Source organism: Kribbella sp. NPDC003557, from assembly GCF_040610805.1.
Taxonomy (GTDB): domain Bacteria; phylum Actinomycetota; class Actinomycetes; order Propionibacteriales; family Kribbellaceae; genus Kribbella.
Map to the genome: position 1 here is coordinate 142,822 of NZ_JBEXMY010000011.1, position 19,990 is coordinate 162,811.

At 70.4% G+C, this 19,990-nt stretch carries 19 protein-coding genes and 1 pseudogene; 9 read left to right on the top strand and 11 right to left on the bottom strand.

Going from position 1 to position 19,990, the window contains the following annotated elements; all coding sequences use genetic code 11:
• Positions 1 to 19: 19 nt before the first annotated feature.
• Genes ABZW60_RS36775 through ABZW60_RS36790 form a run of 4 tightly spaced genes read right to left on the bottom strand, consistent with a single transcriptional unit; the run spans position 20 to position 3,151 of the window.
• On the bottom strand, positions 20 to 640 hold the full coding sequence (locus ABZW60_RS36775; protein ID WP_355484921.1) for a CDP-alcohol phosphatidyltransferase family protein: 621 nt from the start codon (positions 638 to 640) through the stop codon (positions 20 to 22).
• Positions 637 to 1,959, bottom strand: coding sequence for an FtsX-like permease family protein (locus tag ABZW60_RS36780; RefSeq protein WP_355484923.1), 1,323 nt, complete (start codon positions 1,957 to 1,959; stop codon positions 637 to 639). The genes ABZW60_RS36775 and ABZW60_RS36780 overlap by 4 nt, the downstream gene beginning before the upstream one ends.
• A complete protein-coding gene (locus tag ABZW60_RS36785; RefSeq protein ID WP_355484924.1) occupies positions 1,959 to 2,633 on the bottom strand; it encodes an ABC transporter ATP-binding protein in 675 nt (224 codons plus the stop codon). The genes ABZW60_RS36780 and ABZW60_RS36785 overlap by 1 nt, the downstream gene beginning before the upstream one ends.
• Entirely contained in the window at positions 2,633 to 3,151 is a 519-nt protein-coding gene (locus ABZW60_RS36790; RefSeq protein WP_355484926.1) for a PadR family transcriptional regulator, read from the bottom strand. Before ABZW60_RS36790 ends, ABZW60_RS36785 begins: the two co-directional genes overlap by 1 nt.
• 112 nt (positions 3,152 to 3,263) lie before the next feature.
• Here ABZW60_RS36790 and purS point away from each other — a divergent pair, with 112 nt between their 5' ends.
• Genes purS through purL form a run of 4 tightly spaced genes read left to right on the top strand, consistent with a single transcriptional unit; the run spans position 3,264 to position 8,518 of the window.
• Positions 3,264 to 3,512 (top strand): phosphoribosylformylglycinamidine synthase subunit PurS, encoded by a 249-nt coding sequence (purS, locus tag ABZW60_RS36795; protein ID WP_355484928.1) that lies wholly within the window; start codon positions 3,264 to 3,266, stop codon positions 3,510 to 3,512.
• Positions 3,509 to 4,177 (top strand): phosphoribosylformylglycinamidine synthase subunit PurQ, encoded by a 669-nt coding sequence (purQ, locus tag ABZW60_RS36800; RefSeq protein WP_355484930.1) that lies wholly within the window; start codon positions 3,509 to 3,511, stop codon positions 4,175 to 4,177. The genes purS and purQ overlap by 4 nt, the downstream gene beginning before the upstream one ends.
• 50 nt (positions 4,178 to 4,227) lie before the next feature.
• The gene (locus tag ABZW60_RS36805) at positions 4,228 to 6,255 is read left to right on the top strand and encodes a hypothetical protein (protein ID WP_355484932.1); all 2,028 of its coding nucleotides are present in this window, start codon (positions 4,228 to 4,230) and stop codon (positions 6,253 to 6,255) included.
• 1 nt (position 6,256) lies between these two features.
• Positions 6,257 to 8,518 (top strand): phosphoribosylformylglycinamidine synthase subunit PurL, encoded by a 2,262-nt coding sequence (purL, locus tag ABZW60_RS36810; protein ID WP_355484934.1) that lies wholly within the window; start codon positions 6,257 to 6,259, stop codon positions 8,516 to 8,518.
• A gap of 7 nt (positions 8,519 to 8,525) precedes the next feature.
• On the opposite strand, the gene ABZW60_RS36815 is transcribed toward purL, so the two are convergent.
• The gene (locus ABZW60_RS36815) at positions 8,526 to 9,158 is read right to left on the bottom strand and encodes a hypothetical protein (protein ID WP_355484936.1); all 633 of its coding nucleotides are present in this window, start codon (positions 9,156 to 9,158) and stop codon (positions 8,526 to 8,528) included.
• Positions 9,159 to 9,344: 186 nt separating this feature from the next.
• Here ABZW60_RS36815 and ABZW60_RS36820 point away from each other — a divergent pair, with 186 nt between their 5' ends.
• Positions 9,345 to 9,839: a DUF1707 domain-containing protein gene (locus tag ABZW60_RS36820; protein WP_355484938.1), complete on the top strand. Its 495-nt coding sequence runs from the start codon at positions 9,345 to 9,347 to the stop codon at positions 9,837 to 9,839.
• Here ABZW60_RS36820 and ABZW60_RS36825 read toward each other — a convergent pair.
• Positions 9,828 to 10,799 carry a LacI family DNA-binding transcriptional regulator gene (locus ABZW60_RS36825; protein ID WP_355484940.1) on the bottom strand — a complete coding sequence of 324 codons (972 nt, stop codon included), beginning with the start codon at positions 10,797 to 10,799 and terminating at the stop codon, positions 9,828 to 9,830. The genes ABZW60_RS36820 and ABZW60_RS36825 overlap by 12 nt on opposite strands.
• 245 nt (positions 10,800 to 11,044) lie before the next feature.
• Here ABZW60_RS36825 and ABZW60_RS36830 point away from each other — a divergent pair, with 245 nt between their 5' ends.
• Positions 11,045 to 13,408: a beta-L-arabinofuranosidase domain-containing protein gene (locus ABZW60_RS36830; protein ID WP_355484942.1), complete on the top strand. Its 2,364-nt coding sequence runs from the start codon at positions 11,045 to 11,047 to the stop codon at positions 13,406 to 13,408.
• Here the strand turns inward: ABZW60_RS36830 and ABZW60_RS36835 are convergent.
• Positions 13,401 to 14,234, bottom strand: coding sequence for a hypothetical protein (locus ABZW60_RS36835; RefSeq protein WP_355484943.1), 834 nt, complete (start codon positions 14,232 to 14,234; stop codon positions 13,401 to 13,403). The genes ABZW60_RS36830 and ABZW60_RS36835 overlap by 8 nt on opposite strands.
• Positions 14,221 to 14,814, bottom strand: a complete 594-nt coding sequence (locus tag ABZW60_RS36840) for a sigma-70 family RNA polymerase sigma factor (protein WP_355484945.1) — start codon at positions 14,812 to 14,814, stop codon at positions 14,221 to 14,223. The genes ABZW60_RS36835 and ABZW60_RS36840 overlap by 14 nt, the downstream gene beginning before the upstream one ends.
• Positions 14,815 to 14,982: 168 nt before the next feature.
• On the opposite strand from ABZW60_RS36840, the gene ABZW60_RS36845 reads away from it, so the two are divergent.
• The 3 genes from ABZW60_RS36845 to ABZW60_RS36855 all read left to right on the top strand — a co-directional run bounded on the left by ABZW60_RS36845 (position 14,983) and on the right by ABZW60_RS36855 (position 16,946).
• Positions 14,983 to 15,687 carry a DUF1707 domain-containing protein gene (locus tag ABZW60_RS36845; RefSeq protein WP_355484947.1) on the top strand — a complete coding sequence of 235 codons (705 nt, stop codon included), beginning with the start codon at positions 14,983 to 14,985 and terminating at the stop codon, positions 15,685 to 15,687.
• A gap of 69 nt (positions 15,688 to 15,756) precedes the next feature.
• Complete coding sequence (locus ABZW60_RS36850; RefSeq protein WP_355484949.1) at positions 15,757 to 16,299, top strand: GNAT family N-acetyltransferase; 543 nt, start codon at positions 15,757 to 15,759, stop codon at positions 16,297 to 16,299.
• On the top strand, positions 16,296 to 16,946 hold the full coding sequence (locus tag ABZW60_RS36855; RefSeq protein WP_355484950.1) for a hypothetical protein: 651 nt from the start codon (positions 16,296 to 16,298) through the stop codon (positions 16,944 to 16,946). The genes ABZW60_RS36850 and ABZW60_RS36855 overlap by 4 nt, the downstream gene beginning before the upstream one ends.
• Here ABZW60_RS36855 and ABZW60_RS36860 read toward each other — a convergent pair.
• The 3 genes and pseudogenes from ABZW60_RS36860 to dhaL form a co-directional block, all read right to left on the bottom strand.
• Positions 16,925 to 18,892: an HPr family phosphocarrier protein gene (locus ABZW60_RS36860; RefSeq protein ID WP_355485057.1), complete on the bottom strand. Its 1,968-nt coding sequence runs from the start codon at positions 18,890 to 18,892 to the stop codon at positions 16,925 to 16,927. The genes ABZW60_RS36855 and ABZW60_RS36860 overlap by 22 nt on opposite strands.
• A gap of 84 nt (positions 18,893 to 18,976) precedes the next feature.
• A pseudogene (dhaM, locus tag ABZW60_RS36865) lies at positions 18,977 to 19,357 on the bottom strand (dihydroxyacetone kinase phosphoryl donor subunit DhaM); the annotation flags it as partial.
• Positions 19,354 to 19,980 (bottom strand): dihydroxyacetone kinase subunit DhaL, encoded by a 627-nt coding sequence (dhaL, locus tag ABZW60_RS36870; protein WP_355484952.1) that lies wholly within the window; start codon positions 19,978 to 19,980, stop codon positions 19,354 to 19,356. The pseudogene dhaM and the gene dhaL, both read right to left, overlap by 4 nt.
• Between the last annotated feature and the right edge of the window lie 10 nt (positions 19,981 to 19,990).

Here is a 19,990-nt window from a genome sequence, read left to right on the forward strand (position 1 = left end):
CCAGGGTCACACCTGAGTCTCACCGGTCGTCCCCGGGAACGGCGGCCCGCCGGCCGCACAGGATCATGATCAGCCGGTACGACGAGACCACCTTGACCGCGCCGGCCGTGATCGCGACGGCGTACGGCAGCCACTGGGCGCCGGTCTGCGCGGCGACGACCAGCGAGACGACCACGGCGCCGGTGTTCAGCGCCTTGGCCGGCTTGGACCAGTTCCAGACGTAGATCGGCCGGTCGACCTTGTAGAAGTAGTTCGGGCTGAGCATCCACGGCCAGAGCAGGAACGAGAACGTCAGCATCGTGTCCAGCACGCCGAACTGGACCAGGTAGATCGCCAGCGGCCCGATCGTGTCCGGGTACGTCGCCATGAACGCGGCGGCCAGCAGGAACGAGCAGGCCCGGTCGCAGACGATGTCGAACACCGCGCCGGACAGCGACTCCTCGTTGCGCCGGCGAGCCACCCAGCCGTCGAGGCTGTCGCCGAACCAGTAGGCGAAGTACCCCACCACGAGCCAGGTCAGCTCGCCGGTGCGGAACGCGTAGGTCGCGACCGCCATCGCGATCACGGTCCGCGCCAGCGTGATCCGGTTCGGCACCCCGAGCAGCAGCGCGGGCCGGACCAGCAAGGGAACTGACGTCATGCTGCCCTCAGATTCTCGGGATCGAGTGCGTCCCGCAGTTGGTTGCGAAGCAGGAGTCCGGCGACGGCGCCGCCGAGGTGACCGAGCAGCCAGCCGCCGGCCGTCAGGATCGCCGCGAGCAGCAGGGTGCCCGGCGCGAACGGCCCGACCGCGCCGCCGGACACGCGGTTGATGCCGATCACCGTGCCGAGCAGCAGCCCGGCGGCCAGCGCCGGAGCGGCGACCACGGTCAGTTGGCGGCGGATCACGCGGCGGAGGAACGGCAGGTCCACGCCCAGCGCGGTCAGGCTGGCGAGCTGCCGGCGCTGGTCGACCAGTTGATCGGCGACGCCGACGATCAGCGCGGCCATCGCGGTCAGCACAACCAGGACGAGGCCGGCGATCGTCAGGCCGAATCCGGTCGTGTAGAAGGTCGCGGACGTGACGGTCTCGTCGGCGACGACGCTCGCGATCCCGTTCGCCATCGAGCCGACGAGGAAACCGCAGCAGCCCAGCAGCATGCAGATCCGGGAGCTGGGCCGTGAGTCGGTCATCAACCGGACGCCGGTCAGCAGGTTGGCGGGGTCGCCGGACCGCTGCAGCCGCCGCCCGAGCCAGCGGATCCAGACGCCGGAGGTGCTCAGGAACAGCAGCGCCATGCCGGCAAGGGCGATCGTGGACCCGACGTAGCCCAGGTACGGCGACGTGAGGAGCCCGAGTGCGATGAGGAACGGTCCGGCGATGATGCCCGTATGACGCTGCGTCGCGGACCGCGGTTGCTGGGCGGCCGGCCCGTCGCGGTGCAGGAGGCTGCCGATAACCGCGCCGGCGGCCGTCATCATCACGACCACTGGGATCCACAGGAGCGCGTCGACCGGCTCCGCACCCGGCAGGATCCGGGCCATTCGGGGGAGTGCTCCGAACAGCAGGCTGAGCACCAGATAGGCAGGACCGGCGAGCAGTCCGCCGGCCAGACCGGCAATGGCTGCATCCGCGACAGTCAGCTGCCGCAGCTGCTTGCGCGACGCGCCGGCCAGTCGCAGCGCGGCCAGTCGCCGTTCGCGGGCCGCAGTACCGAGCCGTAGCGCCTGGACCGCGAGACCGCCGGTCAGTGCGGCCAGGATGATCAGGATCGCGATCAGCCCCGAGCGGAGGCCGCTCTCGGCGATGTAGTTGCTGTAGATGTCACTGCCGAGCTCACCCTTGCCGAGACGCGCGATGCGGAGTGCGCCGAGCAGCAGTGCTCCACTGAGCGCGAGCGCCGCGGTGGCCAACTGGACCCGGCTGCGGTCCGCCGGTGTCCGCGAGCGTGCCAGCTGGACCAGGGTCTCGAGAGTCATCAGAGCGCTACCTCGTGCTGGATCAGGCCGTCGCGCAGCCTGATCTCGCGGTCCGCCGACGCGGCCACGAGGTTGTCGTGCGTGACCATCAGCAGGGCGGCGCCACGGTAGCGGGCCGCCTGCAGCAGTACGTCGAGCAGCTCCTGGCCGGCCCGGCTGTCCAAGCTGCCGGTGGGCTCGTCTGCGAGGACGACGGAAGGCCCCGTGATCAGTGCGCGCGCTACGGCAGCACGTTGGGTCTGCCCGCCGGACAGCTCGGCTGGAACCGCGTCGGCGTCCTCGGCAATGCCCACCTGTTCCAGCCATCGCATGGCGGCCTGCTGTGCCTCGCCGCGCTCATGTCCGCCCAGCAGCAACGGCAACGCCACGTTGTCGACCAGTGGCAGGTCAGGCACCAGCTGGCCGAACTGCAACACGATGCCGACCTTCGTCCGCCGCAGCGCCGCACGCTGCTCCTCAGGCAGCTCTGCCAGGTCTTGGCCGTCCACCTGCACCGCACCGGTGTCCGGGGCGAGGATGCCGGCGGCGCAGTGCAGCAGCGTCGACTTGCCGCAGCCACTCGCACCGGTCACTGCGACGACCTCGCCCGGCTTGAGCCGCAGGCTGACGCCCCGCAGTGCGGTGTTGCGGCGGTAGGCGTATTCGACGTTGTCCAGCTCCAGAACGGCATCCATCAGCGAGCCCCCCTCTGCTCGGAGATGCGGTCGAGGGCGCTGTCCAGCCAGCGCAGGTCGGCGTCGAGATGGGCCACGATGTACTCCCGGACGAGTGGTGAGGTCGGGTCGTCGTCGGCGGGTGTCTCACGCAGCTCCCGGATCCGGCGCAGGTGGCTGGCGCGCTGGCGGGCGAGGAAGCCTGCCGCGTCGCCGCCGGTCCGGATCGCCGCCACGAGCTTCCGCAGGACTTCGTCGGCACTGCCCCAGGCCGGCGGCACCGGGTCGTTGAGCCAGTCGCTCAGATGGTCGCGGCCCTTACTGGTGAGCGCGTAGACCGTCCGGTCCGGTCCGCCGCCGGACGTCTTGTCGACCACCTCGACCAGTCCGTCGCGCTCCAGTCGCCCGAGCGTCGTGTAGACCTGCCCGAAGGCGAGCGGCCGGCTGTCCGGGAACCAGGCGTCATGGCCACGCTTCACGTCGTACCCGTGGGCCGGGCCGGCGGACAGCAGCCCGAGAACGAGCTCAGCAGTGGCCATGGCCAGAACTATACACTGCGTGTATGTACTGAGTGAATAGTCCAGGATGCGGCGATCCTGGCCGTGGTCGGTAGGATTCAGGCGTCACCCCGCAACGAACCTGGAGTAGTCAGTGGCTCGCGTTGTCGTCGACGTCATGCTCAAGCCCGAGATCCTCGACCCGCAGGGCAAGGCGGTGCACGGCGCGTTCGGCCGGCTCGGCTTCGACGGCGTGGCCGACGTCCGGCAGGGAAAGCGCTTCGAGATCACCCTGGACGGTGAGGTGACCGAGGAGCGCGTCGCCGAGATCCGTAAGGCCGCGGACACGCTGCTGGCCAACCCGGTGATCGAGGACTACACGCTGCACGTGGAGAACCAGTGAAGATCGGGGTCGTCACCTTCCCGGGTTCGCTCGACGACGCCGACGCGCGCCGCGCGGCCGCGGTGGCCGGCGCCGAGGCGGTCGCGCTCTGGCACGGCGACGCGGACCTGCACGGGGTCGACGCGGTCGTCCTGCCCGGCGGCTTCTCGTACGGCGACTACCTGCGGGCCGGTGCCATCTCCCGGTTCGCGCCGGTGATGGAGACGATCATCAAGCGGGCCGGCGAGGGGATGCCGGTGCTCGGCATCTGCAACGGCTTCCAGGTGCTGTGCGAGTCGCACCTGCTGCCCGGCGCGCTGATCAAGAACCACCACCGCAAGTTCGTCTGCAAGGACCAGGCGCTGCGGATCGAGAACAACCGCACCGCGTGGACCAGCGACTACGACGCGAACCACGAGATCACCATCGTGCTGAAGAACCAGGACGGTTCCTTCGTCGCCGACGAGGCCACGCTGGACCGGCTGGAGGGCGAGGGCCGGGTAGTGGCCCGCTACCTCGGCAACCCGAACGGTTCCTACCGCGACATCGCGGGCATCACCAACGAGCGAGGCAACGTGGTCGGCCTGATGCCGCACCCGGAGCACGCCGTCGAGACACTGACCGGCCCGACCACGGACGGCCTGGGCTTCTTCACCTCGGTGCTGAAGGCCGTCGTCGCCTCCTGATGAGCTTCACCGGGCGAGGGCCTGTCTGGCGATCCATCACCGGACGGGCCTTGGTCCGCGCCGTTCTGCTCACGGCCGCGGTCCTGCTCCTGACCACCGGTACGGCGTCGGCGCAGCCTTCGAGCCTGCTCGCCAAGGTCGTCGTCATCGGCGTACCCGGCCTGACCTGGAACGACGTCCAGGCCTCGCCGGAGCTGACCGCGCTGGTGAACCAGTCGCACGTCGGCTCGATCTCGGTGAAGACGGCCGGCCCGCACACCTGCCCGGTCGACGGGTGGCTGACGATCAGCGCCGGCACCCGCGCCTGGGGAAGCGTCCCCGACGAGTCGTGTGAGCTGCCAGAGGTGACCAACGGCAGGGTGTCCGACTGGCAGACGTACGTCGACCGCCAGGCCGAGCACCACACCGGTGCGCCGATCGGCCGCCTGGGCCAGACCGGGTACCCCATCTGCGGCTTCGGCCCCGGCGCCGCGATCGCCCTGGCCCGGACCGACGGCTCCGTCCGCAACTGGCAGCCGGAGTTCGACGCGGCCCAGCTGGCGAAGCCGGAGTGCGGGGACGCGATCGTCGACGCCGGTGCGATGCCGCCGCGGGAAGGCCGGGCCGAAGCCCGGCAGAAGGTCGCACAGCTGGTCGAACAGGCCCGTGCGGCCGGTGGCTGGGTGCTGCTGGTCGGTGTCGGCCAGGAGCTCGCGAACGCGCACCAGGAGCCGCTGGTCGCGATGCAGTTGCCGCCGGACAACGGACCGCGCTGGCTGACCAGCGACAGCACCCGTCGCCCAGGGCTGATCCAGCTGACTGACGTGACCGCGACGGTCCTCAAGGGACGGGACGCGGCAGAGGTCGACCCCGCGGGCACTGCCAAGCCGGGTCCGCTGGACGGCAACGAGATCCACTTCACCGGGGACGTCCACACCGACGCGGCCGCTGTCATCGAGGACCGGCTGGACGCCAACGAACGGTTCGAGCAGCCGCGGCCGATGCTGTTCGCGGTAGCGCTGACGATCGTCGCGGCCGAGGTGCTCGCGCTGCTCTGGTTCTACTTCCGGCGCACGCCCGCAGCGCGGCGTACAGCGGTGTTCACGCTGCTGATGCAGGGCGGGTTCTTCCTGGCGGTCTTCCTGTCCACGCTGACCGTCTGGTGGCGCTGGCCGTCGCCCGGATTCTCCTTGTACTGCGTGATCATCGGGATCAGTGCCCTGTCCGCAGCAGTGGCACAGCTCGTCCTGAAGAAGTATGCGTTCCTGGGTCTCGCCTTGGCGGCGTACGTGATCCTGCTGGTCGACGGTGTGCTCGGTACGCCGCTACAGGTCGGCAGCATGTTCGCGGACGGGCCTGTCATCGGCGGGCGGTTCTACGGCTTCGGGAACTCCACCTTCGCGACACTGGCGGTCGGAGCACTCGTCACTGCGGGCTGGGCGGCGCAAAAGCTCATCAACAAGAGCAGGGTCCAGGCCGCGGTCGCAGTACTCGTCATCGGCGGCGCCGCGATCGTCGTTGACGGCCGACCGGGCTGGGGGACGGACTTCGGCGGCATCATCGCGCTGACCCCGGCCGTGCTGCTGATGGCCTGGCTGACGTGGCGCGGCAGCATCTCACTGCGCGCACTGATCGGCGTGGGCGTGGCCGGTCTGCTGGCCGTGTCTGCGGTCGCCTTCCTCGACTATCTGCGCCCGGCGGACCAGCGCAGCCACTTCGGCGCGTTCGTCGCCCGCCTGCTCGACGGCGACGTCAGTGACGTACTGATCCGGAAGCTGCAGATGGCGGTGCAGTTCTTCAGCGGGCCGTCGGGCTGGGTGATGCTCGTCGCTGTCATCGCCTGCATGCTGGCCACGGTCCTGCCGCAGCGGGTGCCCTCGGCGTCGTACCGCGCCTTCTACGACAGCTTCCCGATGGTCCGGCCGACGCTGCTGGCGCTGTCCACCTGCGGCCTCGTCGGCATGCTCCTCAACGACGCCGGCGTCGCACTGCCCGCGATCATGGCAGGTTTCGCCCTCCCACTCCTGGTGGCCCATCTGATGGCCTCCCACCAGCCAGCTACCGTTTCACCTGAGTCCCACCTAGTGCAGGAGTCCTGAGTTGTCGACCGACACTGTTAGCAACGCAAGTAACACGCCGGACGTCGAGCAGCCGTGGGCTGAGCTCGGGCTGAAGCCGGACGAGTACCAGCGCATCCGGGACATCCTCGGGCGGCGCCCGACCAGCTGCGAGCTGGCGATGTACTCGGTGATGTGGAGCGAGCACTGCTCGTACAAGTCGTCCAAGGTGCACCTGCGCAAGTTCGCCGACATCCCGCAGGAGACCCCGGCCGGCAAGATGCTCGCCGGGATCGGTGAGAACGCCGGCGTCATCGACATCGGCGAGGGGTACGCCGTCACGTTCAAGGTGGAGTCGCACAACCACCCGTCGTACGTCGAGCCGTACCAGGGCGCGGCGACCGGTGTCGGCGGCATCGTCCGCGACATCATCGCGATGGGCGCCCGCCCGGTCGCGGTGATGGACCCGCTGCGGTTCGGGCCGCTGGACGCTCCGGACACCAAGCGGGTGCTGCCGGGCATCGTGTCCGGCGTCGGCGGTTACGGGAACAGCCTCGGCCTGCCGAACATCGGCGGCGAGGTCGTCTTCGACCCGACCTACCTCGGGAACCCGCTGGTGAACGCGCTCTGCGTCGGCGTGATGCGGCACGAGGACCTGCACCTCGCGAACGCGACCGGCGTCGGCAACCAGATGATCCTGTACGGCGCCAAGACCGGCGGTGACGGCATCGGCGGCGTGTCGGTGCTGGCGTCGGAGACCTTCGCGGAGGGCGGCCCGACCAAGCGGCCGGCGGTCCAGGTCGGCGACCCGTTCATGGAGAAGCTGCTGATCGAGTGCACCCTCGAGCTCTTCGCCGCGAACGTCGTCGAGGGCATCCAGGACCTGGGCGGCGGCGGACTGTCCTGTGCGACGTCGGAGCTGGCCAGCGCGGGCGACGGCGGCATGCGGGTGTCGCTGGACAAGGTGCCGCTGCGGGACGCCTCGCTGTCGCCCGAAGAGATCCTGATGAGCGAGTCGCAGGAACGGATGATGGCCTGCGTCACCCCGGACAACGTCGAGGCGTTCCTGAAGATCTGCGCCAAGTGGGACGTCCAGGCCGATGTGATCGGTGAGGTCACCGACACCGGGCGGCTGGAGATCGACTGGCACGGCGAGCGGGTCGTCGACGTACTGCCCGAGACCGTCGCGCACGAGGGCCCGGTCTACCACCGCCCGTTCGAGCGGCCGTCCTGGCAGGACGAGCTGCAGGCCGACGGCGCCGAGAAGTTGCCGCGGGCAAGCAGTGGGGCGGAGCTGCGGGACACCCTGCTGAGGCTGGTCGCCTCGCCGAACCTGTGTGACAAGTCCTGGGTGACGGACCAGTACGACCGGTACGTGCTCGGCAACTCGGTGCTCTCGCAGCCCGAGGACAGCGGCATGATCCGGGTCGACGAGACCAGCGGCCTCGGCGTCGCGGTGTCGACCGACTGCAACGGCCGGTTCGCGAAGCTCGACCCGTACACCGGCGCCAAGCTCGCGCTCGCCGAGTCGTTCCGCAACGTCGCGACCACCGGGGCCCGCCCGGTCGCGGTCACCGACTGCCTGAACTTCGGCTCGCCGGAGGACCCGGCGGTGATGTGGCAGTTCGCCGAGGCGATCCGCGGCCTGGTCGACGGCTGCAAGGCGCTCGGCATCCCGGTCACCGGCGGGAACGTGTCGTTCTACAACCAGACCGGCGAGACCGCGATCCTGCCGACCCCCGTGGTCGGTGTGCTCGGCGTCATCGACGACGTCACCCGCCGGACGCCGATCGGGTTCACGGCCGAGATGGAGGGCCACCAGCTGTACCTGCTCGGTGAGACCGCGGAGGAGCTGTCCGGGTCCGAGTGGGCGCACGTGATCCACGGGCACCTCGGCGGACGCCCGCCGGCGGTGGACCTGGCGGCCGAGCAGCAGCTGGCCGACATCCTGATCAACGCGTCCCGCGACGGGCTGATCGACGCGGCGCACGACGTCAGTGACGGCGGTGTCGCGCAGACCCTGGCCGAGTCGGCGCTGCGTGGCGGCGTCGGCGCGCGGGTGTGGGCGCCGGACGGGCTGGACCCGTTCCTGTTCCTGTTCGCGGAGTCGGCCGGCCGGGCGGTCGTCGCCGTCCCGCGGACCGAGGAGGTGCGGTTCACCGACATGTGCACCGCCCGCCGCTTCCCGCACGCGAAGATCGGCGTCATCACCGGCGACACCTTGGACGTCCAGGACCAGTTCGAGGTCCCGCTGACCGAACTGCGCGAGGCCTGGACGTCCACACTGCCATCGGTTCTCAACTGACGTCGCGTCAGCCGACCAGGGCCACTCGCTGGGTGGCCTCGGTCAGGACCTTGGTGAGTCCCGCCTGGTCCTGGGGACGGCCGGCGACGGTGATCTCGATGTACGCACGGCGGCCGTTCTCGAAGGTGTCGACGAAGCGGGTGGCGACCCACCGCTGACCACGGGCGCCGTCGCGGTAGGTGTAGGTGATCTGCGTGTAGGCGACGCGCGGCGCGTCCCAGACGACCTTGGACGCGGTGCTGCCGTTGCCGCGGGACTTCAGCTTGAAGCCGGCGACGCCGTGCAGGGCGTGCACCCGCTGGTCGGCGGCGCGGCTGGTGCTGACCTTGCCGCCGAGGCCGCCGTTGACGCGCAGCATCCAGGTGTTCGAGCTGTCGGTGAACTTCGCCTGCTCCCGGCTGAGCTGGGTGAACTTCCAGCCCGTCGGCGCGTACACCGCGACGTTGCAGTGGCTCCCGCGGCCCCAGCACTTGTAGCCGAAGTGCAGGCTCGACGCCTTGAGGGCGGGCTTGGCGTGCGCGGTGACGGCGGCGGTCCGGGCCGGAACCGCGGCGTCGCTCGGCGCGGTCCCGACGAACAGCCCCGCGGCGGCGATGATCGCGGCGCCGGCCAGAACGCGAGCGGTGAGCGTCTTCTTCATGTCTGTTTCTCCATCGTCAAGGGGGCTCCGTTCGGCCCGTCGAGATCAGAGATGGCTCGGTGTTGCGACGACGTTGAGTGCCGTTCTTGTGATCAGCGTCTCGGCAACCAAGTGCCTCGGTGCGACGTCTGACGACGCCTTCCGGCGCGTCTGGCACACTCGAAGGGACGAGGTGAGGTGAGGCGGATGGCGGAGCGGCGGCCGGTGAAACCGGGCGATCTGATCGGGTTCGCGACGGCGGCCGGTCAGGAGGCCCGGGAGGTCGCGGCCCGGCGGCGGATGATCAACATCCGGCTCACCGACGAGGAGCGGCACGCCTGCACCGACGAGCTGGCCGAGCAGTTCGCGATCGGCCGGCTGGACGAGGGCGAGCTGCACCGCCGGGTGGATCTGCTCAACGACGCCGTCACGCACGGGGACCTGCAGCCGGTGTTCGCCGGTCTGCCGACGCCGTCGCTGTACAAGCCGGCACCGCGCAAGCCCGGTCGGTGGCGGTGGGCGGCGTTCGTGGGCGCGGTGTGGATGGCGCTGCCGTTCGCGCTGCTCGGGCTCGTGTTCCTGGTGTTCGGTCGTGAGGTCGTGGCGGCGATCTTCGGACTGCCCGCGCTGGCGTGGGTGTTCTTCACCTACCGCTGGGCGTCCCGGCCGCTGCGCGAGGAGCGCCGGCGGTCAGGCTCCTAGCGTCGATTCCCGCGTAACCAGCTGCGTCGGGAGCTCCAGCACGCCGTGGTGCGGCTTGCCGTCCATGGCCTCCAGCAGCAGCGTGGCCGCGCGGCGGCCGAGGTCTTCCAGGCGGAGGTCGACGGTGGTGAGCGGCGGGCGGCTGGCCAGCGCCATGACGGGCCAGTTGTCGTAGCCGGTGACGGCGACGTCCTCGGGGACCGAGTGGCCCAGTTCGCGGAGGCGGTCGCAGACGCCGCGGGCGATCTGGTCGCTGCCACAGGTGATCGCATCCGGGCGCTGACGCAGGACCAGGTCCGTGGCCTGGCGGCCCCAACGCTCGCTCCACTCGCCGAACAGTGGCTCGGTGCAGAGATCCGGGGTGATGGCCTGGGCGCGCTCGGCGGCGGAGCGATGATCGGCCGGGCCGGTGATGTGGGCGATGCGGGTCCGGCCCAGCCCGCGCAGATGCGTGATGGTGGCGGCGGCGCCGGCCGCGTCGTCGACGATCACCGAGGCGTCGGCCGGGTTCGTCGAGGCGGCGAGCGCGTAGACGACCGGCAGCGGGACGTCGATCGGCCGTCGCGGCTCGGTACGGCGGCCTGTGACGACGATGCCGTCGACACCGCGCGCGACGAGCGATCGGAGGTACGTCTGCTCGCGCAGCGGGTCGTCGCGGGTGTCGCAGAGCACGGTCGCGAGCTCGCCCGCGCTGAGCACGTCCTCGACGCCGCGCATGATCGGGATGCTGAAGCGGCCCGAGCTGTCGGTGGTCAGCAGCGCCACGGTGTACGTGCGGCCGGACGAGAGCGCGCGACCCCGGGCGTCCGGGGTGAACCCGAGTTGCGCCGCGGCCCGGCGGACCCGGTCGCGGGTCTCCTGGCTCAGCTGGCCGGTGTTGCTGAGCGCCTTCGACGCGGTCCCGGCGGACACGCCGGCGAGCGCGGCGACATCCACCATCCGTACCGCTGGCCTCTTCATCAGGTTTCCTTCCCGTCCTGCGCGGAAGCCTAGCAGGATCCCCGGTGCACCCTGCTGACCTGCGCTTTGATCTTGACCGGCGCGGTCCGCAGTCCTACGTTGTCAACGACGGAAAACGTGTGCGGTCTTTCCGTCGGTGTGATGTCCGCCCCCGTCACCCGAAAGGCACACCCATGCCCGACCCCACTCCCGAAGGAATGCCCCGACGTGACTTCCTTGGTGTCTCCCTCGCCGCGGCGGCTGTCATGACTGCCATCGATCCGGCGCTGGCCGAGGCCGCGCAGCCGTCCGGGCCGCCGGCCGCCCGCGGCGGGCACTACGTCCCGCAGCGCGCTCCGCTCCGGCCTGTCCCGTTCCAGAAGCTCCCGCCCGGTGCGATCGAGGCCCGCGGCTGGCTCGCGCAACAGCTCGACCTGCAGGTCCACGGCCTCTGCGGCCGGTACGACGAGATCTCGGACTTCCTGACCTACGAAAGCAACGGCTGGGTCGATCCGGCGCAGGGGGCCTGGGAGGAGCTGCCGTACTGGCTGCGCGGCTTCGGCGACCTCGGGTACGTCACCGGCGACACCGGCGTACTGACCAGGATGCAGCGCTGGATGGACGGCATCCTCGCCACCCAGGCGCCGGACGGGTGGTTCGGTCCGGAGCGGCTGCGGACCTCGCTGGAGAACGGACCGGACTTCTGGCCGGGTATGCCGCTGCTGGCCGCGTTCCGGTCCTGGTACGAGTACTCCGGTGACGAGCGGGCCATTCCGTTCATGACGAAGTACCTGCGCTTCCAGAACACGCAGCCGCCGGAGGTGTTCAACCGGTCGTGGGGTGCGTTCCGCTGGGGCGACAACATCGACAGCGCGTACTGGCTCTACAACCGCACCGGGGAGTCGTGGCTGCTCGACCTGGTGACGAAGATGCACAGCGGGTCGGCGGACTACGTCGGCGGCATCCCCACGTGGCACAACGTCAACCTGGCCCAGGGGTTCCGTGAGCCGTTGCAGTACTGGCTGCTGTCCGGCGACGCCGAGCACCGCGCGGCGACGTACCGGAACTACGCGACCGTGATGGGGACGTACGGCCAGTTCCCGGGTGGCGGGTTCGCGGGAGACGAGAACTCGCGGCCCGGGTTCGTCGACCCGCGACAGGGCTTCGAGACGTGCGGGATCGTCGAGCTGATGCACAGCTGCGAGATGCTCACCCGTTTCACCGGGGACGTCGCCTGGACCGACAGGTGCGAGGAGCTGGCGTTCAACTCGCTGCCGGCGTCGTACGACCCGCGGCAGCAGGTGATGCACTACATCACCTGCGCGAACAGCGTGCAGCTCGACGACGGGCGCAAGCACGGGCAGTTCGAGAACCCGTTCGCCATGCAGGCTTACAAGTACGGCGTGCACCAGTACCGGTGCTGCCCGCACAACTACGGCATGGGCTGGCCGTACTACGTGCAGGAACTCTGGCTGGCCACGACGGACAACGGTCTGGCTGCGTCGATGTACGCCGCCAGCAAGGTGACCGCGAGGGTCGGAGCCGGCTCGGGTCAGACGGTCACCGTCGTCCAGGACACGGAGTACCCGTTCTCGGACACCATCACGTTCACCGTGGAGACCGCGCGGCCTGTCCGATTCCCCTTCTACCTAAGGCGTCCTGGGTGGACACATGACGCCACTGTGAGGGTCAACGGGCAGGAGGTGCGTACCTCCGGCGACTGGATGAAGGTGGACCGCACCTGGCAGACCGGCGATCGCGTCGAGCTCACCCTGCCGATGCGCACTACGACCCGGGTGTGGAAGGACAACCAGCACTCGGTGTCCGTCGACCGCGGCCCGCTGACGTACTCGCTGCAGATCGAGGAACGCTACGAGCGCATCGGCGGCACCGACGAGTGGCCGGAGCTCTCGGTCTATCCCGAGTCGCCGTGGAACTGCGGGCTGGTCACCGGCGCGACTTTCGACCTCGTACGGCGGGACGCGGGGGAGAACCCGTTCACCACGGACGGAGTGCCGCTCGCGCTGACCACACAGGCCCGGCGGATCCCGCAGTGGGAGACAGACACCGAGGACGTCGTCGGACTGCTGCAGCCTGGTCCGGCCCGGTCGGGCGAGCCTGTGGAGACCGTGACCCTCATCCCGATGGGGGCGGCCCGGCTGCGGGTCACGTCGTTCCCACAGGTCGCCCCGGACGGCGAGGAGTGGACTTACCGCACCAGGATCACCGCGTCCCACGTAAACGACGGGGACTCGCTCGAGGCGCCGGACTCGGGTCGTACGCCGCAGTCCTCCGCGGACACGTCGATTCCGCGCTTCACCTGGTGGGACCGGCGTGGGACGACGGAGTGGATCGAGTACGACCTGCGCTCGGTACGGGAGTTGTCCGAGGCGTCGGCGTACTGGTTCGACGACACCGGCTCCGGGCAGTGCCGGGTCCCGCAGTCGTGGCGGGTGCTGTGGCTGGACGGTGAGACGTGGCGGCCGGTCCAGAACACCACGGCGTACGACGTGGCGGTGGACCGGCTCAACACGACCGCGTTCACGCCGGTGCGGACGCAGTACGTCCGGGTGGAGGCCGTACTGCGTCCGACGTACTCGGGAGGCTTGCTCCAGCTCCTGGTTACTTGACGGGGGTCGGGCTGACCAACAGGGAGACCTCGCCCTCGGCATACGTGGAGGCGTCGTCGACGTACCAGTTGCCGGGCGGGGACTTCACCTGGTTGAGGTTGCGGCCGTCGCTGATCAGGTACTCGATCTCGCGGACACCGCGGGACTTGACCAGCGGCAGGACCTGGCCGATGGTCTTGTTCTTCACGGTCAGCCCGGCCAGCACCTCGCCCTTGTCCGTCGCCGATGACGAAGTGTGGACGTAGAGCTCACCCGGCTTCGCCGTGCGGCCGAACTGGATGTCGGACTTGCCGTCGTAGTTCTTCGGCAGTTCGACACCCTCCTGGCAGCCCGGGTCCGAGGCGTTCAGCGTTCCGTTGCACTGCTCGCCGGGCTCCAGCAGCTTGAGCTGGCTCATGTCCTTGTCGTTGCGGCCGCTGAAGCTGATCATCCTGCCGACCCACGGCGGGCTGACCGGGACGCTCTGGACCTTGACGTCCAGGCCCATCTTCTTGAACTCGGCGTTGTAGCGCTTCGGGTCGGCGGTCGGATCGACCACCCGGACGATCAGCTTGTCGCCGCGCTCGGTGAACGACAGGGCCTGCGGCTGGTTCTGGTCCGGGCGGTTGACAACCGTCGCGGCGACCACGCCGCCGATCAGCAGGGTGCAGGCAGCAGCCAGCACGAGACGGCGGTGCTGCGACGGGCGGCGCAGGGGCACCACCGGAGCGGACTCGGCCGCGGTGACGGCGTCGGCCAGCTCACCCCACGCGTCGTCGGTGACGTGGTCGGTGGCCTGGTGCGGGTTGAGGCCGCGGACGGCGGCGTCGATGTCATGCGTCTTCATGGGAAACCCCTTCGTTCAGGGTGGGCTCAGTGCTGAGGGCGACCACAGAGCGGTTCGCGAGTGGGGCGGTGAGCAACTTGGCGAACCGCTTCCTGGCGCGGTGCAGCCTGATGCGTACGGCGTTGCGCGAGATGCCGAGGACCGTGGCTATCTGCGCGGTGTCCAGCTCCTCCCAGGCGACCAGGGAGAGCAGCTCCCGGTCCTGCTCGGGCAGCGCGCGGAACGCCCGTGCCGCCGGGCTGTCCTCCTGCAACGGGTGCTGGTCCGGTACGGCGTCGCTGAGCTCACCGCGCAGCTTCGTCGCCAGGGCGTGCCGGCGGCCCTCACCTCGGCGGTGATTGGCCAGCACCCGGCGCGCCACGCCGTACAGCCACGGTCTGGTCTGCGGGTCGAGCGGTACGTCGTCCAGCCGGCGCCAGGCGACCAGGAACGTGTCGGCGAGCAGGTCGGCGGCGTCGTGGCCGCTGTCCGTCCTGCGGCGCAGGTAGCCGAGCACAGCGTCCCGGTGCGTCGCGAAGACCTGCTCGAACCGCTCCCGGCGCGCATCTGGTGGTGAGTCGGCCACGACTCCCTCACTCACCGGCCCACTCCGAGCCTCGATCGGTATCAGCGTCATACCCGGGATATGTCCACCGGCCCGGCCATCCATTTCACCCCGCCGAGATTGCAGCTTCCTGCAGCTTTCCGTGTGGGTTCGATGACCACGGGTGCCTGCGACAATCGGGTGGGGCCGTCGAGGGGGGAACCTGTGGAGAACGACCCGGCGCTGGAGCAGGCGCTGCTGGAGCATTTGCGGTTCGCGCCGTTGAGCCGTGCGGAGCTCGCCCGCCGAACCGGTGTCAGCGAGAGGCGGGTCCAGGCCTCGCTGAACGACCTGATCACGGGCACGTTCGTCGCCCGGCGCCCGCAGGACGCGGGCCCGGCGGACTACGAGCTGACCAAGGCCGGGACCGGTCGGCTGCAGCTCATGGAGGACCTGGTCGAGTCGCCGCTCAAGACCATGGCGAAGGTGTTCGGCGCGATGGTCGTTCAGGTGGTGCGGCCGCTGCAACCACCGGGTACGCCGCTGGAGAAGCTGCGGCTGTCCGACGACGACCGGTCGGTCTGCTCGTCCGCGCTCGCGGACCAGTTCGCCGCCGGCCGGCTCGACCGGGCCGAGTTCGGACGCCGGACGGACCAGCTGCTCGCCGCGCGGATCCGGGAGGACCTGGAGCCGATCTTCGAGGGCCTGCCACAGCCCACCCTGGCCGCGCCGTACCAGCCACCGCCCGGGACCAAGCCCCCCACCTGGGGGACGCTTGCTTGGATCGCCCTGCCCGTGCTCATCGTCGTCGCGATCATCCTGGACCACGCACTGTCGTCGAGCGCGAGCGCCGTCACCGTCGTGATCTTCCTGCTGCTGGTCGCCGCGAGGATCGCCTGGGCGTACCGCGGAAAACGCTTCCGCAAGTGAACCCGCTGCTCGAGCCTCGTGTCGGCGTACCGCGACGGGTGGCCGGAAGTCGTGAACTAGCCTGTGGGCGTGGAGGCTGTGTTGCGGTTGGCGGTGAGCGAGGACGGGCCCGCGGTGGCTGAGTTGGCTCGGGCCGCAGTGGAGATGCAGTTCCCGGCGTACTACGACGCGCAGCAGACAGCCAGTGCGGCCGAGCACATCACCACGCTGGACACCGCACTGATCGACGACGGCACCTACTACGTGCTGGAGGCGGGCGGTGAGGTTGTCGCGTGCGGCGGGTGGAGCCGGCGCAACAAGCTGTTCAACGCGAGTACGGCGGGAGCCGACGAACGGCTGCTGGACCCGGCGACCGAACCGGCCCGGATCCGGGCGATGTTCGTCCGGGCGGACTGGACCCGGCGGGGACTCGGCCGGGCGATCCTGACCGCCTGCACCGACGCGGCCCGCGCGGAGGGGTTCACCAGGCTCGCACTGATGTCGACCCTGCCCGGCGTACCGCTCTACAAGGCTTTCGGCTTCACCGAGGTGGAGTCCGCCCAGCTGCCGATGCCGGACGGCACCATGCTCGCCGGTGTCGCGATGGAACGACCGATTGAGGAGAAGGCATGACCGCAGGTACGACTGTCACCGCCCCTGACGGCACCGAGGTCGTTCTCGGTGAGATCGGGACCCGCGTGCTGCTGAAGAACTCACGCGTCCGCGTCTGGGAGGTGTGGCTGCAGCCCGGTGAGGCCCAGGGCTGGCACCTGCACCACAACCCGTACGTCGTGCTGTGCCTGTCGACGTCGCCGTGCCACATGGACTGGCTGGACGGCAGCCCGGCACGGCACCTGAGCGAGACGGTCGGCGGATCGGTCTACCGCCCGGTCTCCCCGGTGCACATGCTGACCAACGACGGCGACGCGCTGTACCTGAACCGCCTGATCGAGGTGCTCGACCTGGGCGAGGAGGCCTCGGGCGACCCGTACTTCGGGATCGACACCGCCGCGGCAGGGTTCGAGCAGGCCGGTGAGATCCCCGCCAAGGTCGTCGTCGACGAGGACGACGTACGGGTCCAGCACGTCACCCCCGAGGCCGGCGAGTCCTACACCTGGCACACCGGCCCGTACCCGGCTCTCGTGGTCGACTTGGACCTGTCGCAGCCTGACGTGACCTATCTGGAGCCGGGGGAGTCCTACACCCTTCCTGCGAAGCCGGAGCGCACGTCCGGCTTCAACCTCGTTGAGCTGCGCTACTACAGCAGGCCGCGTACCTGAGCCGCGTCGCGGGCAGCCAGCGCTGCTGCGGTGTCCAGTTGCGTCAGGTCAGCCTGGCGTAGCTGGGCTTTGACGAGCGGGACCTGAGGGCCGACAGCGCTCAGTTCGGCGACACCGAGCGCAGCCAGCAGTACGGCGGCCTGTGGGTCACTGGCCAGGTCGCCGCAGACCGCGACGCGGACCCCGGCGTTGCGGGCGACGTGGTCGATCAGCTGGAGTACGGCGGGATCGAGGCCGTCGGCCAGTGGAGCGACCGCCGCGTTGGTGCGGTCGGCCGCGGTCGTGTACTGCGTGAGGTCGTTGGTGCCGATGCTGACGAAGTCGAGGTTCGCGGCGAGTGTGGCGACCCGGAGCGCGGCTGCTGGGACCTCGACCATGATGCCGACCTCGAGGTTGTCGCGCGGTCCGAGTTCCTCCAGCGCCCAGGCGACCTCGTCGGCGGTCGTCACCATCGGGAACATCACGTGTACGGGCGTCTCGGCCGCCGTACGCCGGACTGCTTCGAGCTGGTCGCGCAACAGGTCGGGGCGGTGGCGGAACACGCGGAGGCCGCGCTCGCCGAGGAACGGGTTCGCCTCCGCGGCCTGCGGCAGGAACGGCAGAGGCTTGTCGCCGCCGACGTCCCAGGTGCGGATCGTGATCGGCTTGCCGCCGAGCGCTCGCGCGATCGCCCGGAAGGTGTCGGCCTGCTCGTCGACGGTCGGCGGCGTCCGGCGGTCACCGAACAGCACCTCGGTCCGCACCAGCCCGGAGCCGTCCGCGCCGCGCGCGTCCACGGCGTCCTGCACGACACCCACGTTCACGAGCACGTCGATCGTCCTGCCGTCCCGGGTGACCGCGGGCCGGTCCGCCTCCTCGAGCGCCCGGCGCCGCTCGCCGACCCGCTCGGCGATCGTTTCGCGCACGACCTGCTCGTCCGGAGCGATCTCGAACGCTCCCGTCCGCGCGTCGAACGCGACCGTCGTCCCCGCGGATACCTGGACGTCCCCGATCCCGGTGATCAACGGAATCCCCCGCGACCGAGCCACGATCACACCATGCCCGGTCGTCCCCGCCGCCCGAACAGCGATCCCGGCAACCTGGGTGGCGTCGAGCGTGGCCGCCGTCGCCGCATCCAACTCAGCCACGACGAGGATCACGGGAACGTCCGGCCGCCCACCTTCGCCGGCCTCCGCCGGCCGCTCACCGTCGCCGACCACCGCCGGCCGCTCACCTTCGCCGGTCGCCACCGGCCCACCCACCGCCGCCCCGTCGGCCGCCGTTGCCCCGTCGGGGGTTGAGTCGGAGGTGCCGGTCAGGGTCCGGAGGACTCGGTCGCGGACTGCGCGGACGTCCTGGGCGCGTTCACGTTGGTACGCGTCGTCGAGTGCCTCGAAGGTCGCGGCGAGGTCGTCGTACGCCTGCTTCCAGGCGACCGGCGCCGAGGTCCCGGCGGAGATCGCCGTCCGCACCTCCTCGAGCACCTTGCGATCGGTGAGCAGCGCGAGATGCGCCGCGAAGATCCCGCCGTGTTCCCCGTCCTGCAGCGGCCTGAGCTCGTCGGCCGCGACCCGGACCGCGTCGTCCAGCCGGCCGAGCTCGTTGTCACCGGCAACGTACCCGCTCAGGTCCACCGCGTCCCCGGCCAGTACAGCCGGCCCGATCGCGACGTCCAACCCGGACCCGCCCGGCGCGGGAGCCGCCTTCGCGGCCGGCTCGTCGCCGAAGTTCTCGGCCGCCAGCTTCTCGATCGCCGCCAGCGCCTCCGCCGCCTGAGCGCCGCTCGCCCCCACCCGCAGGCGATGCCCCTGCTGGGCGTTCAGCGTCGCGACCATGCTCAAACTGCCCGCATCCACCGGTCCGCGCCCGGTGTCCAGATCGGTGAGTGTGACCACGGCGTCGAACCCGTTCACCAGCCCGACCAGCCGCGCGGCCGGCCGAGCGTGCAGCCCGTGCTCGTTGCCCACCAGGACTTCGACGGTGCGATCAGCCTCGGCGAGCGGGGTGGTCTCGGCGACCGTGGCATCGCCGAGATGGTCCTGCTTGCCGGCCAGACCACGCGCCGCCTCGGCCGCAACCGCGTCCAGCGAAGCACCGGTCGACGCGGTGACCACCGCGGCGACCAGGCCCTCGACCAGCGGAGCGCTCGTCAGCCGCACCCGCGCGGCGACCTCCGGATCGACGAACTCCAGCGCCAGCTCCGCGCTCAGCACCGCGCTGCCCAGATCGAGCAGCACGAGGACGCCGTCCGCGCTGTCGGCGGCGCCGATCGCCTCGGACACCGCCATCGCGTCGGTCCCGAACGTCGTCGCGTCCAGCCCGGCCGCCACCGCGATCACCGGACGCTTGTCCTCGGCAACCATCTCCGCGGCGAGCCCGACCGCCGCATCAGCCAGCGCGCGGCTGTGCGACACCACCACGATCCCGATCATGACAGTGTGCGGGCCGCGGACTCCAAGATCAGCGTCGTACTGGTCGCGCCGGGGTCCTGGTGACCGGCGCTGCGTTCACCCAGATAGCTCGCGCGGCCCTTCCGCGCGACCAGCGGGATCGTCGCGTCCCGGCCCTTCGCGGCCGCCTCGGCCGCCGCGGTCAGCGCCGTACCGAGGTCCGCTCCGCCCGCGACGGCGGTGTCGTACGCGTCCAGGGCCGGCGCCCACGCGTCGTACATGGTCTTGTCGCCGAGCTCCGGCTTGCCGCGCGCGAGCACGCCCTCGACCCCGGCGTGCAGCGCCTTGCCGATCGTCTCGGGCGTCAGGTCGGCACCGGCCAGCGCGGTCCCGAATCGCAGGAAGAACGTCCCGTACAGCGGCCCGCTCGCCCCGCCGACCTTGCTGACCAGCGTCATCCCGGCCTTCTTCAGCAGCTCGTCGGCCGACCCGAACTCGGTACCGTCCAGCACCTCCACGATCGCGGCGAACCCGCGATCCATGTTCGCCCCGTGATCCGCGTCCCCGATCGCCGAGTCCAGCTCGGTCAGGTACGCCGCGTTCTCGTGCAGCACCCCCGCGCTGTCCCGCAACCAGTTGACGAAGGAATCGACTTCTGTGCTCACCTGTGGCGCC